This window comes from Mucilaginibacter gossypii, assembly GCF_900100945.1.
GTDB lineage: Bacteria > Bacteroidota > Bacteroidia > Sphingobacteriales > Sphingobacteriaceae > Mucilaginibacter > Mucilaginibacter gossypii.
The window spans coordinates 423,042-441,982 of record NZ_FNCG01000003.1 but is presented as its reverse complement, the minus strand read 5'-3'; the positions used below and the strand labels follow the sequence as shown (position 1 = coordinate 441,982).

18 protein-coding genes are annotated in these 18,941 nt (G+C 42.6%); 6 read left to right on the top strand and 12 right to left on the bottom strand.

What is annotated here, in order from left to right:
• Positions 1–14: 14 nt before the first annotated feature.
• From BLS28_RS07990 to BLS28_RS07965, 6 genes are all read right to left on the bottom strand, one after another.
• On the bottom strand, positions 15–851 hold the full coding sequence (locus tag BLS28_RS07990; protein ID WP_091164364.1) for a universal stress protein: 837 nt from the start codon (positions 849–851) through the stop codon (positions 15–17).
• A 104-nt stretch (positions 852–955) separates the two neighbouring features.
• Positions 956–1,321, bottom strand: coding sequence for a hypothetical protein (locus tag BLS28_RS07985; RefSeq protein WP_176844403.1), 366 nt, complete (start codon positions 1,319–1,321; stop codon positions 956–958).
• 120 nt (positions 1,322–1,441) lie between these two features.
• Positions 1,442–1,789 (bottom strand): DUF3943 domain-containing protein, encoded by a 348-nt coding sequence (locus tag BLS28_RS07980; protein ID WP_176844402.1) that lies wholly within the window; start codon positions 1,787–1,789, stop codon positions 1,442–1,444.
• Positions 1,790–2,042: 253 nt separating this feature from the next.
• Positions 2,043–2,723, bottom strand: coding sequence for a BON domain-containing protein (locus BLS28_RS07975; RefSeq protein WP_091164354.1), 681 nt, complete (start codon positions 2,721–2,723; stop codon positions 2,043–2,045).
• A 234-nt stretch (positions 2,724–2,957) separates the two neighbouring features.
• Positions 2,958–3,377: a helix-turn-helix domain-containing protein gene (locus BLS28_RS07970; protein WP_091164351.1), complete on the bottom strand. Its 420-nt coding sequence runs from the start codon at positions 3,375–3,377 to the stop codon at positions 2,958–2,960.
• A gap of 232 nt (positions 3,378–3,609) precedes the next feature.
• Positions 3,610–4,713: a S1C family serine protease gene (locus BLS28_RS07965; RefSeq protein WP_176844401.1), complete on the bottom strand. Its 1,104-nt coding sequence runs from the start codon at positions 4,711–4,713 to the stop codon at positions 3,610–3,612.
• A 475-nt stretch (positions 4,714–5,188) separates the two neighbouring features.
• Between BLS28_RS07965 and BLS28_RS07955 the strand changes: the two genes are divergently transcribed.
• Positions 5,189–6,043, top strand: coding sequence for a universal stress protein (locus tag BLS28_RS07955; RefSeq protein ID WP_091164286.1), 855 nt, complete (start codon positions 5,189–5,191; stop codon positions 6,041–6,043).
• A 279-nt stretch (positions 6,044–6,322) separates the two neighbouring features.
• The gene (locus tag BLS28_RS07950) at positions 6,323–7,333 is read left to right on the top strand and encodes a metal-dependent hydrolase (protein ID WP_091164283.1); all 1,011 of its coding nucleotides are present in this window, start codon (positions 6,323–6,325) and stop codon (positions 7,331–7,333) included.
• A 108-nt stretch (positions 7,334–7,441) separates the two neighbouring features.
• On the opposite strand, the gene BLS28_RS07945 is transcribed toward BLS28_RS07950, so the two are convergent.
• Positions 7,442–7,888, bottom strand: a complete 447-nt coding sequence (locus BLS28_RS07945) for a pyridoxamine 5'-phosphate oxidase family protein (RefSeq protein WP_091164280.1) — start codon at positions 7,886–7,888, stop codon at positions 7,442–7,444.
• A gap of 344 nt (positions 7,889–8,232) precedes the next feature.
• On the opposite strand from BLS28_RS07945, the gene BLS28_RS07940 reads away from it, so the two are divergent.
• The 3 genes from BLS28_RS07940 (at position 8,233) to BLS28_RS07930 (ending at position 11,462) form a co-directional block, all read left to right on the top strand.
• Positions 8,233–9,765 carry a sensor histidine kinase gene (locus BLS28_RS07940; protein ID WP_091164278.1) on the top strand — a complete coding sequence of 511 codons (1,533 nt, stop codon included), beginning with the start codon at positions 8,233–8,235 and terminating at the stop codon, positions 9,763–9,765.
• Between the two features lie 480 nt (positions 9,766–10,245).
• A complete protein-coding gene (locus BLS28_RS07935) occupies positions 10,246–10,914 on the top strand; it encodes a BON domain-containing protein (protein ID WP_091164276.1) in 669 nt (222 codons plus the stop codon).
• Positions 10,915–10,970: 56 nt separating this feature from the next.
• Positions 10,971–11,462, top strand: coding sequence for a hypothetical protein (locus BLS28_RS07930; protein ID WP_143020714.1), 492 nt, complete (start codon positions 10,971–10,973; stop codon positions 11,460–11,462).
• Between the two features lie 307 nt (positions 11,463–11,769).
• On the opposite strand, the gene BLS28_RS07925 is transcribed toward BLS28_RS07930, so the two are convergent.
• From BLS28_RS07925 to BLS28_RS07910, 4 genes are all read right to left on the bottom strand, one after another.
• On the bottom strand, positions 11,770–14,157 hold the full coding sequence (locus tag BLS28_RS07925) for a phosphoketolase family protein (protein ID WP_256337373.1): 2,388 nt from the start codon (positions 14,155–14,157) through the stop codon (positions 11,770–11,772).
• 20 nt (positions 14,158–14,177) lie between these two features.
• The gene (locus BLS28_RS07920; RefSeq protein WP_091164270.1) at positions 14,178–15,365 is read right to left on the bottom strand and encodes an acetate/propionate family kinase; all 1,188 of its coding nucleotides are present in this window, start codon (positions 15,363–15,365) and stop codon (positions 14,178–14,180) included.
• Positions 15,366–15,459: 94 nt separating this feature from the next.
• On the bottom strand, positions 15,460–16,044 hold the full coding sequence (locus BLS28_RS07915; RefSeq protein ID WP_143020713.1) for an HdeD family acid-resistance protein: 585 nt from the start codon (positions 16,042–16,044) through the stop codon (positions 15,460–15,462).
• Positions 16,045–16,122: 78 nt separating this feature from the next.
• Positions 16,123–16,554, bottom strand: a complete 432-nt coding sequence (locus BLS28_RS07910) for an Hsp20/alpha crystallin family protein (protein ID WP_091164265.1) — start codon at positions 16,552–16,554, stop codon at positions 16,123–16,125.
• Between the two features lie 223 nt (positions 16,555–16,777).
• Here BLS28_RS07910 and BLS28_RS07905 point away from each other — a divergent pair, with 223 nt between their 5' ends.
• On the top strand, positions 16,778–17,638 hold the full coding sequence (locus BLS28_RS07905) for a universal stress protein (RefSeq protein WP_091164263.1): 861 nt from the start codon (positions 16,778–16,780) through the stop codon (positions 17,636–17,638).
• Between the two features lie 90 nt (positions 17,639–17,728).
• Here the strand turns inward: BLS28_RS07905 and BLS28_RS07900 are convergent, their stop codons facing one another.
• Positions 17,729–18,916, bottom strand: coding sequence for a PAS domain-containing sensor histidine kinase (locus BLS28_RS07900; RefSeq protein ID WP_091164258.1), 1,188 nt, complete (start codon positions 18,914–18,916; stop codon positions 17,729–17,731).
• Positions 18,917–18,941 lie beyond the last annotated feature (25 nt).

Here is an 18,941-nt window from a genome sequence, read left to right as displayed (position 1 = left end):
AAATAGCTCCGTTTTTATTTGCTATGTGCTATAAATAACGGCAGGTCCAAAACTTCCATTAGTTTATTAGCCATACTATTGTTGAACATTCGAGAAACAGCTCCCCGGCTGTAAGCCCCCATAACCACAACAGCTCCCGGATCGGCTTTTTTCAACCAGTCAAGCAATACATCTTCCGGATCACCTGTCAACTGCGTTGTTACTAGGTCATCGTAATGACATCGTACATATTCACCAATCAGGTTTCCATCGGGTAGTAAAGCCAAGGGGCGTTGGCTTACGCAAACAACCTCGGCGGGGTATTTTTTTGCCCATGGAAATAAAGAATTGAATGTTTTTAGCGCAAATACAGAGGACGGATGACCGTCGTACAAAATAATTATCCGTTTGACTGAATGGTAAACCGGCGGAACAACCAATACCGGGCTCTGAGCACTGGCCAGGAACTCTTTAATAAAGGGTGCAGGCCTTTCCTGATGATAGTGATTTAAAGTTTCGACAACGTTGATAACTGTAAGGTCGCTGTAAATACTTTCTTTGATCAGCTCGTTGATCGCAAAACTTTTGTCTTTATGCACTACATAACTAACCTGCTTTTCAGCGCATATCTTTTCAAATAGGGCGATAGTCCTATCACAGGTTGTCCGGTCTTTTCTAAGCAACCGGTTCAGCTTATCTCCTGAAACACCCTGACTTCCCACCATGTCAAAAATATCGAAGCTATGATAGAGAAAGTCCTCTAAAAAAACCCCGTTAATTACCATATGGTCGCGGCTTGCCAGTTCAATAGCGTAGTCAAGGGTTGCCTGCGAGAATTTCAGGCCGTCAAATGCTGCACTGATCTTTTTCATATTATTTCTATATGATATGTCAAATGTAATTTATTGAAGAGCAGTGCAATATGATGACAGTCAGCAGTCACAGTGATCTGCGTCATATCCGTTTTAGTTAAAATTCAAGCTGTACCGGCAAGAAAACCGGAGATAGGGATAGCGGGCGGTGATCTTTGGGTGTTTTTGATAATACCCAAGCAAATAAAACTAGCCAGTTCCAAACAGGCCGATACACCATTACACAAGCGAAGACCAACTTCGCCCGTTACAGCTCGCAATACGTAATGCGAGGCATTGCCATTGACGGTACCGATTAGTCCGCCCCGGTAATTGAAGCGAAAAAATAGACGATTAAACATGGTAGCCCCAAATTGCCCGTAAAAGCCTACTCCGGTCCCATAATCATAGTTACGGCCCTTAAAATGGTAAGGATCGGGCACGGCGGCCAGTATCACCGACCAGCCGCCTGCGCTCGCTGTGACTTGCAACTGCTTATTAAGTGTAAAAGCTGAAATCCAATTCAATTTGACACTTTGCGCGCTATTAAAACAGCCCCATTTTGAATATAGTCATAATTTGCGGATAAGGTAAGAAGTTGAGGATTATGCTCAACTTTGTTTAGCCACCATCAGTGCTAATATTTCGCTAAACTGCCGCTTAAAACCGCGCGTATGATTATTAACAATCTGGTTAGATAAACGGTAGGTCATTTCACCGAGGGCGATACCGCCGAAACAGGTATTGATAAAATCGTTCGGTGAAGGGTATTGTTTTTCGGCAGCGGCCTCCCAAATATAACTGCCGATTAGCGTTGGCGGTACCGACTGCCAGAATGTATAACCATTTGCACGGAACGCACTAAAATAAAGACTGCCATGGTAAGGATGCGCGAACTGATTTGTGCCGAAAGCGCCGTTATCCCAGGTCCAGCTCGACGGTTGCAGATTATGAGTCACAGTGCTGAAAGATATATAGGCGAAATCAACATTTCGCACATACCGGTCAACAGACCAGGGAATGAGCTAACCCAGCGCCAATTGAAACGCAGCGCGCTTAAAATGGGTTTGCGTGGCCGTATCTGCTACAGTAGTTCCGTTTCCGTTGGCCGGAAGCAACCGTACTGACAATCATCAGGCATAACAGTAAACAAACCGGGCGGCACATAGTTTAAACAACAAGTTGCGGCTACATGATTACTTGCATATCCTCTCAGATGTGTGACTGCAACATTAATTCAGGCTCTTCAACAATCAACTTACTGTCCAGGCTGGTAACTCCGGGCGCAGCCCACACGATATCTTCCGCCTCTTCCTTTTCGGCAAAAGAGCGCACTTTGCCGGTAAGTGTCGCTTTGTTCCCGCTTACAGAAACTGTAATCCTGGCGGCATCTATTGCGGCCCTGCGAAGAAAAGCTTCACTTATTTTCTTTGCCAAATCATCAGCGCTTACCTTTGGGCGTATGGTAATAGAATTATTTACGGCCTTTACACCGTGGAGGTGCTGTATAGCGGTGCTGGCACTGTTACGCTGAACGTCCCATTCCACCTCTCCTTCTAACATCACAATACCATTTTCCACTTTTACTTTAATACTATCTTCAGGAATCCCTGTATGCCATTTAAGGGCATGCAGCACGGCCTCGGCTATTACCCCATCGTTTGTGTTGTACGCAGGAGATACTCCAATCTGGATATTCTCAGCCAGCGCTTTCACGCCGGCTACCTTTCTGGCAGCGTTTTCAGCAGCTAATTTCCTGCCATATGTATCCACTTGCCCGCAAAGTGTTACTACACCTTTTTTTACGCTTACTTTGATTTCTGCATCATGAAGGATAGGATGCCATTTAAGCTCGTCCATCACATCTTTCTGAATTTCAAGATCTGTTTTCATGTTTTTTTGAATAAATAACTTGTAATTGCTGAAGTAAATAAACCGTAAAGTAACGAGAGTTGACATGACCGGAATCACCTGGCGACCTGACCTTGATCAGCTTTGCAAAGTGTCCGCGGCGTAATATTTGATGCCCCTCAGGTAGCGAAATTAAAAGCCTTCCCCGGTTAAAAAACAATGAATAGCCAATCTGTCCTGTAAATACATGGCAAATCAAAATTTATTATTAAACTATTAGATCAGTTTTTTTCCTGACATAAGTTTTTCATTAAATGCCTCTAATAACTTAATGTATCTTCTCATCCAATAATAGATCGGATCATCCGGCTTTTCGCTACCTTCATCTAAACCGCCCAATGTTTGTATGTTGACGGCCCCTAACCTTTCAGGCAGTTCTTGAGGAAACTCTTTTGTAAAATCATAATTTAAGACGTATCCTATTTTGCAAACAATTTCAAAATCCAGATCCTCTGCTTCAAACCAATTGTAAAGCGTCCGGCGACTTACCTGCAGCGCCCTGGCAATATCGCTGATGCTCGCGGAATTCCGGCGTATGACGAGTTCAACAACACGACCACGATGCAGGCACCCCCTATTGTTGCCAGGGCTGTTGTTCCCAAATTCGCCAGACATTGATTTTTTTTCACTGTTCATAAAGAATAAATTATCGCCCCGCCAGGCTTCCAAATCAAAAATTAATATTTAATAAAATATACTTATGCCAACTAAAGATTGCTTCAGAATATTGGGCAAGTTGTATCACCATATTTGTTCGGACCAAAAGATCAAGCAAATAACCTTCGTCAATTTAACGTCTCTCATACACACCGCACTTCCATAAATTAGTTCGGCCGCTTTTTCCAAACAAGTCATACTCAAGCTTGATTTATTTTCTATGAACAGTGCGCAGTAAAGGCCATGCATCGCCTTTGCTGCCTGCGACATTCCGGCTGTTATTATCCGCCGAAAGCTTAACAGGCAGCGATATTTGCCCGTTATCTCGCCAAATAACCAGGGTAATGCGATCTCCCGGAGTTCGTTCCGCCAGCATTTCTCTGCATTGGGCGGTATTTTCAAGCGTAATTTTATCGAGCATCAGCAGAATATCGTCTTTCCGAACACCTGCCAGATCCCCCGCTCCTCCCTTTATCACGCCTTTTACCAGCACGCCGTTTACATTCTTCGTCTTTAACCGGCCCGCCTGTCTGGCATCCATATCGCGGAGAACAATATCAAGTGATGCATGGTGAACCTCGCCAAAGGCAACCAAATCCAGCCATGCCTTTTTTACAATCCCCGAGGGAATGGCAAATGAATAGCCAGAGAATGAACCCGTAGGAGAAAGTATTGCAGCATTTATACCAATTAATTTCCCAGACACATCTACAAGTGCGCTACCACTCATGCCTTCATTACTGGCAGCGTCTGTTTGCAGGTATGAATTAACACCCGACGCAGCGCCCAGATCGTCAATTCCGCGGAAACGGGCACTCAAAATGCCGGCTGTAACCGTTGAGTTTAATTCCAGCGGATTTCCAACAGCGAGTACAGGGTCTCCGATGCGAACCAAGTTGGAATTTCCTATTTCCAAAAATGGTAAGCCATCAGCCTGTATTTTTAGTAATGCCAAATCCGCCGCAGCATCTATCCCGAGCACTGTTACGTGGAAAGCCCTGCGATCTTGTAATATAACAACCACGCTATCTCCTGCCGCTATTACATGGGCGTTTGTTATAATGTAGCCGTTAGTACTTAAAAGTACGCCTGAAGCATCACTAACAGGTGTATCATAAGCAGATCTGTCGAATCTTTGACCAATCTGCGCGGGCAATTGCGGGCGCCTGGATAATAAGCTGTCTGAAAGGTAAGAGGTAACCCTTACCACCGCGGGCAACGCTCTTGCGGCTGCCAGGCTTAAGTCGGTCACTGTAGCCTGGGCGCTTCCCCTTGCAGGTAACATCACTAACAAGTAGATAATAAGCCTCTTCATTTTATAGTTAATAAAATTAACAGCTGCACAATTCCGCTTTTGCTTTATCGGCAGCAACTCTGACTGTATTGGCGAATTCATTCTTTGAATTGATACGGGTTTTCATGGATAGCCAAGCGCGGTAATGCACTGTATTGATTATCTCACGAATTTCCGGGTTGGGCGTTGTAGCCATATTTGTCTCTTTCAAGCCCAAATTAAACATAGTTACAAACCGGTAACAATGACCCCCATCATCCAAATAGATAACTTTGCTCACATCATCATTGTGTTACGCTGAATATCATTTTTTTTAATGCTGATCATCATTTATAATCAAACTGCGCGTAAATACATTTGATTGACTTAAAAAACCTGTCAACCAGGAGCGACCGCGCAGGTTACCTTTAATAATAACCGCCTGCGGTAAACTGCAGACGAAGCATAAAAAATGCGAAAACACATGTACAATCACAGCACTTAAATTAAGATTCAAATGAAAAAGCTACTGGTTCTCACGGATTTTTCACCGAACGCTGCACATGCGGAGGCTGCAGCATTAAGGTATTCGGCCAAGCTTGGCTGGGGCATTGTTTTGTATCATACCCTGCCGTTCATTCCGTTGATTCCCAGTGACACTGCGGGTCCTTATGTAACAGAAACCACGAGCATGCTGTTTGCCGATGCCAGGGAGAGATTAAGTCGCGAAGCCGATCATCTGAAAAAACTTGCCGGTAGTGTACCGCACTACCACCCGGATATTGAGTTAAAAAACGGCGAAGGTACCCTGAGCGATGTAATAGAAGAAATTTCCGGCCAACGTGAAATTGAAATGGTAATTATGGGCGGAAGGTCCGACAGCGCCCTGGAGCACTTATTGACGGGCAGCGATACAGCAGCGGTTATTCGCAAGGCTGTCAAACCTGTGCTGATTTTACCGACAGGCGCTGAACAGTATATACCTCAATACGTCGTTTTTGCAACCGATTTTAATACCGCTGATTTGCCGGCGATAGATTTTTTAATTGATTTATCTGAAACGCTCGGTTTTCATCTCGATGTTGTGCATGTTGTACAGTCCAATGAAGTGGCTGCCGATATTGTCCCGGAAGTTACCTTCAGTAAGTTTCTTGCCCAACGCGGACTCAGTTGTACCCAAATACCTGGCAAAAACGTACATAAGGGCTTGCATGAATATTGCCGGGCACATCACGCTAATGTATTAGCAATGACTCATGGTCACCATTCTTTAATTTCGAGACTTTTTAGCCAGAGTGAATCCTTAACCGCAATCACCGACAAACAATCGGCGGTTCTGGTTTTTCCGCCTGCTTTTAACAAGTCTGTCTGAAAGCTGTTGCTTCTGGCATCATTAGGTGTTAATTGATGATTAACTTTACTAACATTATTTGTCAGCCCATTGCATGCCCGCAAATCCAAACGATAAAGCCACCGATAAAGCATCTTAATCCACATCTATCTCGATATCTGTAAGATGGTTCAGCGGTCCATTCAAAGTACATTCAAGTTCATCGTTTTATTAAAATGTTTTTTAAAATGATTATGCTCACCCGATTTGATGTTCTAAAGCAGCATATCACGCATTACTTTTTATTATTTTAACCCTGCTATGGATACACTAACACATCTTACGATCGGCGCCTGCGTAGGCGAAGCGTTTGCCGGCCGCCGGCTGGGTAAACGTGCAATGTTATGGGGAGCAACAATCCATAGCTTGCCAGACATTGATTTCCTGACCACGTTCTGGTTCTCCACCCCAAGAGCTCTGTTGGCGCATCGCGGCTTCACCCATTCTTTTTTGTTTTGTGCGATGATCTGTCCCTTGCTGACGATTGCCGCCAACCGTCTGACACCGAGCTCAAATATATCCCGGCGGCAATGGTGTGTCTTCTTCGTGTCGCTTTTATTATTGCACGATGGGTTGGATGCACTCAATAATTACGGAGTTGGCTGGTTCGAACCGTTTAACGAAGCCCGTATAGCGTTCAATCTAATTTACGTCGCTGATCCCTTTTTTACTATTTGGCCACTCGTTGCATGCCTCGCATTGCTTTATTTAAAACAGGATTATAAGAGAAGAAAAATATGGTATACGGCAGGCTTGGGTATAAGTTGCTTTTACTTGTTATACTGTTACAAACACAAATTGGTGATGGACCTCTCGGTTAAGGCGCTGCTAAAAGAGCAAAACATCCGGTACACAAGGTATTTTACCACTCCGGCCCCCCTTCAAAATTGGCTATGGTACATTACCGCGGGGACAGATAGCGGTTATTATACCGGATACCGATCTGTATTTGATCGAAAACAACATTTAGCGTTAACTTATTTCCCACGTAATACGCATTTACTTAATAGCACTAAATATCAAAAAGATATAGGCAGGCTCGTGCAGTTTTCACAACAATTTTATACTGTGGAATTACGGAAGGACACAACTGTGTTCAATGATTTACGTTTTGGTCAAATTACAGGCTGGCAGAACCCTAATGCCGGTTTTGCATTTCATTATTTTATCCAATACCCTGAGCAGAACAAACTCGTTGTACAGCGCGGCAGATTTGCCGGCTGGAACTGGCAGGCTGCCAAATCACTATACAGGCGCATTAAGGGAGACTAAATCATGTAAAATCTATAACCATTATTGTTAGGAGACCTGCGTAGTGTTTTGTCGGGAAAACAAAAATTATTTGTCAACTGAATGTTTAAATTTATTGTGGGATACCTGTTAATTTATTTCATAACGACCGGTCTTGTTGATAATTCTAATTCTATACCATATAGCTTCACGTACAGCAGCAGCCTGTGCATGCTCAATTGCTCCATGAGCAGGCAAACTACGACGTTCTTCGAGGAGTGTCATTATTTTTTCTATTAGCAATTTTATAGCTTTTTCTCTTTCGTCTCCGTGAATCTCCTCAAAACGCCCCCAAATAACCACACTCCACCAAGTTGCAAGGTTTAGTATCTCATCAACCTGAAAGCAAACATCTGGATTTTTATTCATGATCGTCGTCTTCATACCTTCCTTTGAATGCGCATAGATAAATTCGCCATCATAAACATAGGTGACGGGTACAATATAGGTGACGCCATCAGCATGACAACCGATCCTTCCAACGATTTGTTCGCTTAACAATTGTGTTATTCTCTCTTCGTTTAGTTCTTTTGCCATATCATTTATTTTTGCGTTAAGGTTATGGTACAAAACCCGTTACGTGACTTATGGATAAAGACAAAATAATGGTTAACCATACTTGCAAATTTAATTTAAACCAAACATCCATTCAATGATTTCTGTCACGTTTGATATTTTACGTTTAATACCTCATTAATTTTTTTTGGAAAAAACCAACTTAATATTTACATTAGTAAACGACCTTAGATCATACCTTAAAGCCCTTTAAACACAATAAGGCCCGATTTCATAAGTTTACATAAAGTGAGAAATCCTAACAACTCCATATATATATAACTATTTTTATAAATAAATCTGACCTCTGTTAAATATTATTTACAATGAATGATGAACAAGCCACCTTCATTCAATATTATGAGCAATTACCGGTAGCGGTTTATTTATGCGATCGAAACGATTTGCTCATAGCATATAATAAAGCTGCTGCGACCCTCTTTGAAATAGAACCGCTTAAAGGTAACGATGACTGGTATCCGACTTTAACCAAATACGACCAGGAAGGGCATCTTATTAATACAAATTATAAACCATTGACTACGGGACTTAGAGCCCGAAAGGATAGCGTCCGGCAAGAGATCCGGTTTCAGTTATCAAGCGGCGCCGACTGCTACATCCTTGTATCATCTATAGCTGTACGCGATAAAGATGGCAATTATGATGGCTCCATCCATACCCTCAGTGACATTACTACCCAGCGCAGGTATGAAAAACAACAGGCCCTGCTTGCCGCAATAGTAGGTTCATCCGAAGATGCTATCATCGCCAAGGACCTGTACGGGCAAATCACCAGTTGGAACCGTGGCGCTGAACGGATTTTTGGCTACAAACCTCATGAAGTAATCGGAAAACATGTCGGACTTATCATTCCAAACGACAAGCTGACTGAGGAAAAGAGAATCATCAGGGCGATAAGAAGCGGTAAGACGGTAGAACATTTTGAGACCTTGCGTAAAACAAATGCCGGTGTCATTATTCCAACTTCACTGACTATTTCTCCAATCCGTGACGCCCGGGACCGAATAATAGGCGCATCAACGATAGCCCGTGACATCAGCAGGCAAAAAAAAGCGGAAGAACAGATAAAAAATTACACTTTACACCTCGAAGATATGGTTGCCCGGCGTACCGCAGAGCTTAACCTTTCCCTGCAAAAAGAAAAGGAGTTGGGGCTGTTGAAAAGTCGTTTTGTGTCAATGGCATCCCACGAATTCCGCACCCCCTTAAGCGCCGTAAAACTTTCGGCTTCCCTCATCGGCAAATATGCTGAAACCTATCACGACCTGAATATTATTAAACATACCGACAAGATCAAGAATGCTGTTAACGACCTTTCCGCCATCCTCGGCGATTTCCTTTCTCTGGAAAAACTGGAATCAGGAAAAATCAGCATTTCGGCATCTGAATTTAATCTCGCAGAATTTTGCCGGGAAATCATTTTAGAAATGCAGATGTTGGCCAAACCTGGTCAAAAACTTATTTATACGCATTCCGGAAGATTTGAAATGGTAACGCTCGACCAGCAATTGTTAAAAAACTGCCTCAATAACCTTTTGTCAAATGCAATCAAATATTCCGGTGAAGACACGCTGATCCGCCTTGACACAGAACTTAACTCAAAAGAATGCAGTTTATCAGTTACAGATCAGGGCATCGGAATTCCGGAAGCGGATAAGGCACATTTATTCAGTGCTTTCTTTCGAGCAAGTAACACCGGTACAACCCAGGGAACGGGCCTTGGCCTGAATATCGTAGCGCGGTATGTAGGCCTGATGAATGGAGCCATCAAATTTGAAAGCCAACCCGGATTAGGAACCATTTTCACACTTCGTTTTCCCCGGCTAAGCGTTAGCTAAAGCGGGGATTATGTATAAATGAAGGTACCACACAGATGAATGATATAGGTTAGCGCATTCACCCAATCAATACATGTCGTTGTCAAAAATTGGATCATTGATTATGATATGGTGCTTTTGAAACTTTTCCTATGCACCATCGCATTGCAGTTTTTAGGCTATCTGAACAAAACGGCTATGTCAACAGCTTTCAGGCGGATCCACTTACTGGCATAACCAACTGTTTTTAAAACTGGATCCTATATACTTTCAGATGATTGGACAGGTGTTGCACTTACTTGTTTGCGCTAATTGCAGCCTAGCTTGTAAGCAATAACCAGTAATCTTTACCACTGTTAGCGGGGTGCTTAATGGCTTATCTGCAGCACCCGCAAAGTTGATGAACATCATCGAAATCACTGATTTGAATCATGGCATATCACACTGTTTTACAAGTACTTTGAGGGACAATAAACAATTTCTTAACTTAATCATCAAGTCATGAAAACAGACAGTCAAATTCAAAAAGATGTAATGGATGAATTGAAATGGCAGCCATTTCTAAACTCATCTGCAATTGGTGTGGCCGTTAAAAATGGCATTGTAACCCTTTCGGGTACAGTGGATACATTTTCAAAAAAAATAACTGCTGAAAGGGCGGCTAAAAAAGTTATCGGAGTTAAAGCTATAGCAGAAGACATCCAGATCGGCGTTTCGCCGGTATACCGTAAAACCGACACAGAGATAGCTGAAGCAGTGCTAAATGCGCTTAAATGGCATTCAGCTGTGCCTGATGACAAAATCAAAATCAAAGTAGAAGATGGCACCGTAACTATGGAGGGCGAACTGGAATGGGAATATCAGAGGGTTAGCGCGAAGACCGCGATTCAAGATCTCACCGGCGTGCGTTCGGTCATCAATCTTATAACCCTAAGGCCCAGGATATCTCCTGCCGAACTGGAACAAAAGATCAGTGCTGCTTTTCAGCGCAGCGCAAACATTGATGCAACTAAGGTACATGCCGGCATCAGCGGCAACACTGTTACTCTAACCGGTAGGGTACGTTCATTTGCCGAAAGTGAAGATGCGGCAGACGTGGCCTGGGCTGCTCCAGGCGTATTTCATGTGGTCAATAATCTTGACATTGAAGAACCAGAGCTTGCCTTTTAATCCCAGAAAGCGCCGCCTGTTAAGAGCGGCGCTTTACTACCCATAATCTCATAGATATGGAACAATCTCCGATGCTCCTGGTAGCGTATGGCTTTTCAAACATAATCGGACTGCTGATTCTTTGGTCATCTTTCCGAAAACCCTGGATAACGCGGCTGGCCCTTGCATTACTTTTTGCCTGGGCCGCCTGGACAAATTATACGGTTTGCAGGGCACATCCAAATACGTACCTTGGTTTTAGCAGGTATGCATTTAGTTATCTCGGTTTCATAAATGGTTGGTTCAGCTTACATATTATTCAAATGGTTACGGCAATTGCCATTGGCCAGGCCTTGATTGCCATTGGTTTGGCATATAAAGGAATTTGGGTAACGCTCGCCTGCGCCGGAGCTATTATTTTTTTGCTGGCAATTACGCCTTTAGGATTTGGTTCGGCATTTCCTTTTCCACTTTTAGTAGCCTTTGCCACGTGGAAAGTAATTGGCACAGACAAGGGCAAACTTTTATGGACACAACTTAAAGGTGAGTCACCCAAAAAAGAGTTTTAACCGGATATAAAGGTTCAGCTCCTGTGATCAAAGCGCCCTGGCGCCGGCCACTAATGTAACTTAAATAATGCCTTTTGCTTTGACCATAGCCTGCCTTATTTTTATACTGAAATATTTTAACAAAACAGGCCTTAAAACACAACAAGCATTATACTTTACATGCAATCCGCATGCTTAACGGAGCCGGCTTTTGGAAAACTTCATTGCTGTTTATCAATAAAAGTTGTTGCTTGCCGGTGAGCAAAGGCGTACAAAAAACCAAAGAACTATCAGAAGCCCAAACTATTTTTTCGGAAGTAACCACCTTTCAAGCTTTCCACCGCCAATTTTTAATTTCAGGCATATCCTCACCATTCATATTGATGTATTGTTTGTGCTCAACCAATTTGTCCATTAGGTTTTGTTTGAGATATAAGCCTTTACTACCCAAATGCGGCAATCGATCGATTACGTCCATTACGAGATGAAACCTATCCATTTCGTTAAGTACGGTCATGTCAAAAGATGTCGTTATTGTGCCTTCTTCTTTGTAACCTCTTACATGAATGTTGTTATTATTGGTCCGGTTGTAGGTAAGCCTGTGAATAAGCCATGGATAGCCATGAAAAGCGAAGATAACGGGTTTATCGACAGTAAAAAGTGCATCAAAATCATGGTCGTTCAAACCATGCGGGTGGCTGGATTGCCTTTCCAGCTTTAACAGGTCCACAACGTTTACAACCCTTATCTTTAAATCCGGAAAATGTTCACGTAATATAGATACAGCTGCCAATGTTTCTAATGTAGGCACATCACCGCAGCAAGCCATGACAATATCCGGATCGCAGTCCTGATCATTACTTGCCCAATCCCATACCCCAATGCCTCTTGAACAATGAACCACAGCCTCATCCATACTTAACCATTGAGGAGAAGGGTGCTTCCCTGCTACCATAACATTTACATAATGTTTGCTGCCCAGGCAATGAGCCATAACCGACAAAAGGCTGTTAGAATCCGGCGGCAAGTAAACCCTCACAATTTCTGATTTTTTATTGATGACGTGATCAATGAATCCCGGGTCCTGATGGGTAAAACCGTTATGGTCCTGGCGCCAAACAGTTGAAGTAAGCAGGATATTCAGGGATGCTATCTTTCTCCGCCATGGTATCTCCCGCGTCATTTTCAACCACTTGGCGTGTTGGTTAAACATCGAATCAACGATATGTATAAACGCCTCGTAACAATTGAATAGCCCGTGCCTGCCGGTTAGCAAATACCCTTCGAGCCAACCTTCGCACTGATGTTCGCTAAGCATCTCCATTACCCTCCCCTTCGGAGCAAGATATTCATCGTTTATATTAATATCAGCGTTCCACTGGCGGCTGGTAGTTTCAAAAATTGCCTCTAACTTGTTTGAGACAGTCTCGTCGGGGCCGAAAACCCTGAAATTTTGAGGATTAAGTAATGTTACGTCGCGCAAAAAGCGGCCGGTTACATGCACATCTCCTTCACCCATAATACCGGGGCAATTCACGTTAAATGCGTAGCGCTGAAAATCTGGAAGAATTAATTCTCTGAGCAAAAGCCCCCCATTTGTGTGAGCATTTGCTCCCATCCTTCGATTGCCTTTTGGTGCTATTTCCGCAATTTCTTTCTTTAAGCAACCATTAGTATCGAATAACTCTCCGGGCCGGTAACTCTTCATCCAGCTTTCGAGCATTTGCAAATGACTCTCCGGGCTTGACTCAGAAACAGTAAGCGGTATTTGATGAGAGCGAAATGTGCCCTCTATCTGCTTTCCATCAACAACCTTTGGCCCGGTCCATCCTTTTGGTGAATTTAATATGATCATTGGCCATTTTGGTCGCTCCTGCCCTGGATGCTCTATGGCATTATATTTTATTTGCTTTAGAAAGTGTACCGCTTGTTCTAAGGCCGCAGCCATGGCCTGGTGCATAATTGCGGGGTCCGAACCTTCGACAAATAAAGGAAAGTATCCATAACCATGAAATAATTGTTCGAGCTCGATGTGAGGAATACGGGCCAAAACCGTAGGATTTGAAATCTTATAGCCGTTCAAATGCAAAATTGGTAATACAGCGCCATCGGTAAGCGGGTTCAAGAACTTATTAGAATGCCAGGCAGTTGCCAGCGGACCTGTTTCGGCTTCTCCATCGCCTACAACACAAGCGGCAATGAGGTCCGGATTATCCAGCACAGCGCCAAATGCATGGCTTAACGAGTATCCAAGTTCGCCTCCTTCATGCATTGATCCTGGTGTTTGGGGTGAGGCATGACTGGATACACCACCTGGAAATGAAAACCGTTTAAATAAATTTTTCATCCCCGCGCGGTCCTGGCTAACTTCCGGATAAACTTCACTGTAGGTCCCTTCCAGGTATGTACCTGCTGCTACTGCAGGTCCGCCGTGCCCGGGTCCTGAAATATAAAGCATATTTAAATCATATCTGTTAATGATCCGGTTAAGGTGAGTATAAATAAAATTCTGCCCGGGGGTGGTACCCCAGTGGCCTAACTGCATTTTCTTGAGATGTTCTATTTTTAAGGGCTCTTCCAAAAGCGGATTATCGCAAAGATAAAGCTGGCCGACAGACAAATAATTAGCTGCGCGCCAATAAGCATCTAATTTTTCCAAACATTCACCGGTTAACGGCGCGTTATCGATTGATGTGATATCAGTTATCATTGTCATTTTAATTGCTTTAAATAATTTTAAATGTGGATTATTTCATTCACAATCTGCGCCATCATCAGTTCCTCATCAGTTGGTATAATATAGACATTTACCCTTGAATCATTTGCAGATATATTTTTATTTTGGTTAGTGTTTGCTTCAGCGTTAAGTTTAAGTCCCAAGAAATCAAGGCCAGTGCATATCCGCTCCCTTATCACAGGCGCGTTTTCACCTATGCCACCTGTAAAAACCAGGGTGTCAACTCCACCCAAGGCTGCCGTAAATGCGCCAATGGCCTTTTTTATATAATAGCAGAAAAGGTTTATTGCTTCCACAGCTTTAAAATCGGTTGCATCCCGCAAAAGAAGATCCTGCATATCGCCGCTGGAGCCTGAAACACCTAAAAGGCCCGATTCATGATTCATTATTTGAATAAACTGGTCGGCCGAGAGCCCTTCTTTTTTCATCAAATACCATGCTACACCAGGATCTATATCTCCGTACCGTGTGCTCATCGGCAAACCGGAGCCCGGTGTAAACCCCATGGTGGTATCTATGCAATTCCCGCCGTTTACAGCGGCTAAACTTGCACCGTTACCTAAATGCGCTATGATAGTCTTACCGTAACCCTTACCCTCCGAGTTTAACTTTTGCATAATATATTGATAAGAAAGGCCATGAAAACCAAAACGTCTTAATCCTGTAGCCCTAAACCGATCCGGCAACGGAAGTAGTTTCGCTACGGGTGCCATATTCTGGTGAAAGTAAGAGTCGAAACAAACGTATTGCTGTAACTGCGGATGACGATGACGGAATATTTCAATCAGTTTAATTTCATTTGGCAAATGTTCGGGATTGTCACCGGCAGCCTGTTTCAGTTCATTTAGTAAGTTTTCTGTAACCGGCGCGGGGGAACTATCTTCTATTCCGTGTACAACCCGATGTGCGATTATTTTCACCTGCGAAAACATGGGCTGGCATTCGATCCAGTTGGCGAGAAATTTTATGACTGATATAAAGTCAGTTACATCGCCAGGTATTGTTTCGATCTCGGTAAATTGCTGTCTTGTCAATATAAATGATGTTCCTGGCAAACCAATACGTGTTATTCGCCCTTCCCCAACTTTCTGAATGCCGGTTGACAGTCGAAAGAAAGAGAACTTGATGCTTGAAGAGCCGGCGTTGAAGACAAGTAAGGCAGCTGATTTTGAATTGTCAGGATTCATTATTCAGGGATTTAACATTATCAACAAATATCGAATGGCTGGGATCCTCAAAACATGACCGCCATCACTAATTCCGATGAGTAACAGCATTTAGTTAACTTTTGGATTTACCCGAAGAAAGACTGATGATATGCCTAACCTTAAAAGAAATAACCACTCTGAAAATACCTGCTCCCAAGAACGCCATTCCTGTCCATACGATCAGGTTCGCGATACCAAAAGCAGGATAAGCAAGAATGCCAACTGAAAAGAAAATGATAACCAAGCTATTAAACATGATCCAGCCCCAACTCTCGATACCGTAAGCACGCATATCAAGCGCGCTTCCTATACCCATTATGCCTCTTACAAGCAACCAAAATCCAACAATAATCGGAAGCAACATCATAGTTATTGTTGGGTAGGTAAACAAATAACTACCTATAGCTAAATCAATCAGTCCACTTGCCAGCAGCCATCCCCAGCGTTCAATATGCCGGATACTTATCATTGCAAAAACAGTTTCAAAAAGGCCGGTCATCATCATTCCTGCGGCAAACGTAATACTAAGTGAAAGATACGACTGCAGCGGCGATAAAATCACCCAAAAACCAAGAACACAAAGCAGGATACCAGATAACAGCATCAATATCCAATATCTGGACGGGACAATTACCCTGTTATAAACTACAGCTTCCATAGTTTGATATTTTTTGCGGCGTTTGATCAAAGAAGAAGTTGCACCTGTACAATCAAAGTACAGGCGCAACGCGGTTGATCAGTCAATGTTAATTTTCTTTTTCTCTGCAACAGCAGGGGTTGTTTTACGGATATCAATAGTCAGCAACCCGTTCTTGTAATTTGCTTTAATGTGTTCATCGTCCACATCTTCCGGTAAGTTGAAGCTTCGGGTAAAGGAACTGCTTGAAAATTCTTTGCGGGTGTAATTCTCTTTTTCCTCATTATGTTCCTCCCTGGTTTCGGCGCTGATAGTCAGCAAACCATTTTCAATACCAATATTGAAATCATCTTTCTTAAAACCCGGGGCGGCAACTTCAAGTTCATAGTTCTCTTTCTTATCACGGATGTTTACCGCCGGTAATAGCTCCCGATTGAAGAAAGGATGATTAAAGAAATTGTCGTTGTTCCAGAAATCCTCCATCATTGAACGCAATGAGGGAATGTTGTTTGATTTTACTAATGTTGACATAGCGTTGTATATTTAAGTTTATGGATCAAAATTCGGAATGGATTATTCAACCTCACATGACCTTGCTCACAAAGAGCTATGATTTTGAGCATTAAATGCAAGCTGCATTTAACCATTCATGTTTAAAGTCAAGCTCAGTCATGATCATGGTCATTTATAATGAGGAGCGAGATGTGAATATTTGTGTAATCAAATCAGTTACTTAAAAACTCAATTCATTATCATGAAAACTATCCTCGCACTCACCGATTTTTCCGATAATTCATCAAACGCTGTAAATTCGGCTGTACTACTGGCAGGTAAACTGCATGCCAACGTACTTTTGTATCATAACTATGAAACCATAGCGGTAGCGTCTACTTTTTCAGGAGGACCCTACGTAGAAGAAGAGTTTTTTTTAGCCACTACCGAAACAAAGAAAAAACTTGATCATCAATTAAATACACTACAATACATTGCAGATGGGATTGATAAAACCGAACGAAAGCCAACGCTCAAAGGCTTAAGCGGTGACGGTAACCTGAAAGATAATCTCAAACAAATAATTGATGAAAACCAAATTATGTTTATAACGATGGGGGCTCCGTCAGGTACCTCTATCGAACACTTGTTTTTCGGCAGCGAAACAAATAAAATAATTCAACATACACAACGCCCGGTATTGGTTGTACCAGCCAATACCAGTGTTAACAATATTAAAAAGACAATATTCGCTACTACCTTCGATGAAGCGGATATCACGCCACTACATTTCTTAATTGGCCTGGGAAAAATCTTCAAGTTCAGTATTGAAGTAGTACATGTAAATCAGCCGGTAAAAGATAAGAAACAGCAAATTGAAAAGGAAGAAGCTTTCCAAAAACATATTGCCAAATTCGGGTATGACCATATTTCGTTCAAGAACCTCGGAGGCCGCGAAGTTGCGGACCGGCTACACCGTCATTGCGCTGAAGAAAAACCTGATCTCCTCGCGGTAGTTCATCACCAACATTCTTTTTTCAGGCGCTATTTTGAACATAGCACTACCAAAGAAGCTCTTAGCGACCTAAAATTGCCGCTGTTCATTTTCCCTACTATTATTTAAACCCGGTTCAGTTTATTAAAAGCGGTCCATTCAAAAATGGGTACAATCCATACTTTGAATGGACCATTGGTATCAATTACATGAAGCGGCTTATTGAGCCGGAAATTTCATTTCGAACACGGTGCCATTTCTCAGACTCGTATTAAAGCTTATTCTTCCGTTCATCAGCTCAACATATCGCTTCACAATGTTAAGCCCCAGGCCGGTCCCATCTATGTCAGTTGTATTACCGGCCCTGAAAAATGGCTGAAATATACTATCACAATCTTCGGTTGGAATTCCCATACCATTATCCTGTATACTAATGGTGCAGGCACCTTTTACAAGCTGGGCATTTATATGGATTATACCGTCCTCCCCGGAATATTTAATAGCATTAGAAATGAGATTAATAAGACAATGCCTGATCAATTGATTGTCAAGCAATACATCGATAGTGTCGATATCGTCATTAACAATAATTTGCTGATTGGCCTTTTTCAGCAATGACATCTCCGCAGCTATTTCTTTTATCAGAGCTCCCAGGTTAAAGATTACACGATGAATATTTACACTTCCGGATTCGATGCGTTCGATTGACAAAAAATCATTCAGGATACCGGTAAGATCTGTCACAGCTCCTTTAATTTTAGCAAGATGCTCGAATATTTTGCCCTTGTCCAGCCTTTCAAAATACCTTTCTATCAGCGATGCAGATAACTGAATGCGGCTAAGAGGGGTCCTGAATTCATGTGAAGCTATCGATACAAAACGGGTTTTCATTTTATTAACCTCTTTCTCTTTATTCAAAGAGGCGTTTACTTCTTCTTTTGCCTGTTCAAGCGTCTGGACGATATTCTTCAGGAAGGTTGTACGCTTTTCGACAATTGTCTCGAGCTCTGAAGTATATTGCCTTTGCTGTTCTTCAATTTCTTTTTCGAGGCTAAGGTCATGAATTACACCGGCGTACACCGCTTGCTGCTTAAATAAAACCTCACTTACTGAAAGTCTTGCAGGGAAGGAACTTCCGTCTTTTCGTAATGCTACAATCTCCCGGCCTTTGTTAATTATCTTCGCATAACCTGTTTCTTTATAAACATCTATACTGCGGTTGTGTGATATGCGTGCCTGTACGGGCATTAAATAGTCAACATTCAAACTGCACAGTTCACCCGACTGATATCCAAACAATTCGTCAGCAGCTGGATTTGCATAAATGATCTGTCCGGTTTTATCAATTATAATAATACCATCTATCACATGCTGTATAACGGCTTTTAAGAAATTCAGATCATTCATATTGATAGCGATATTGATAATAAAA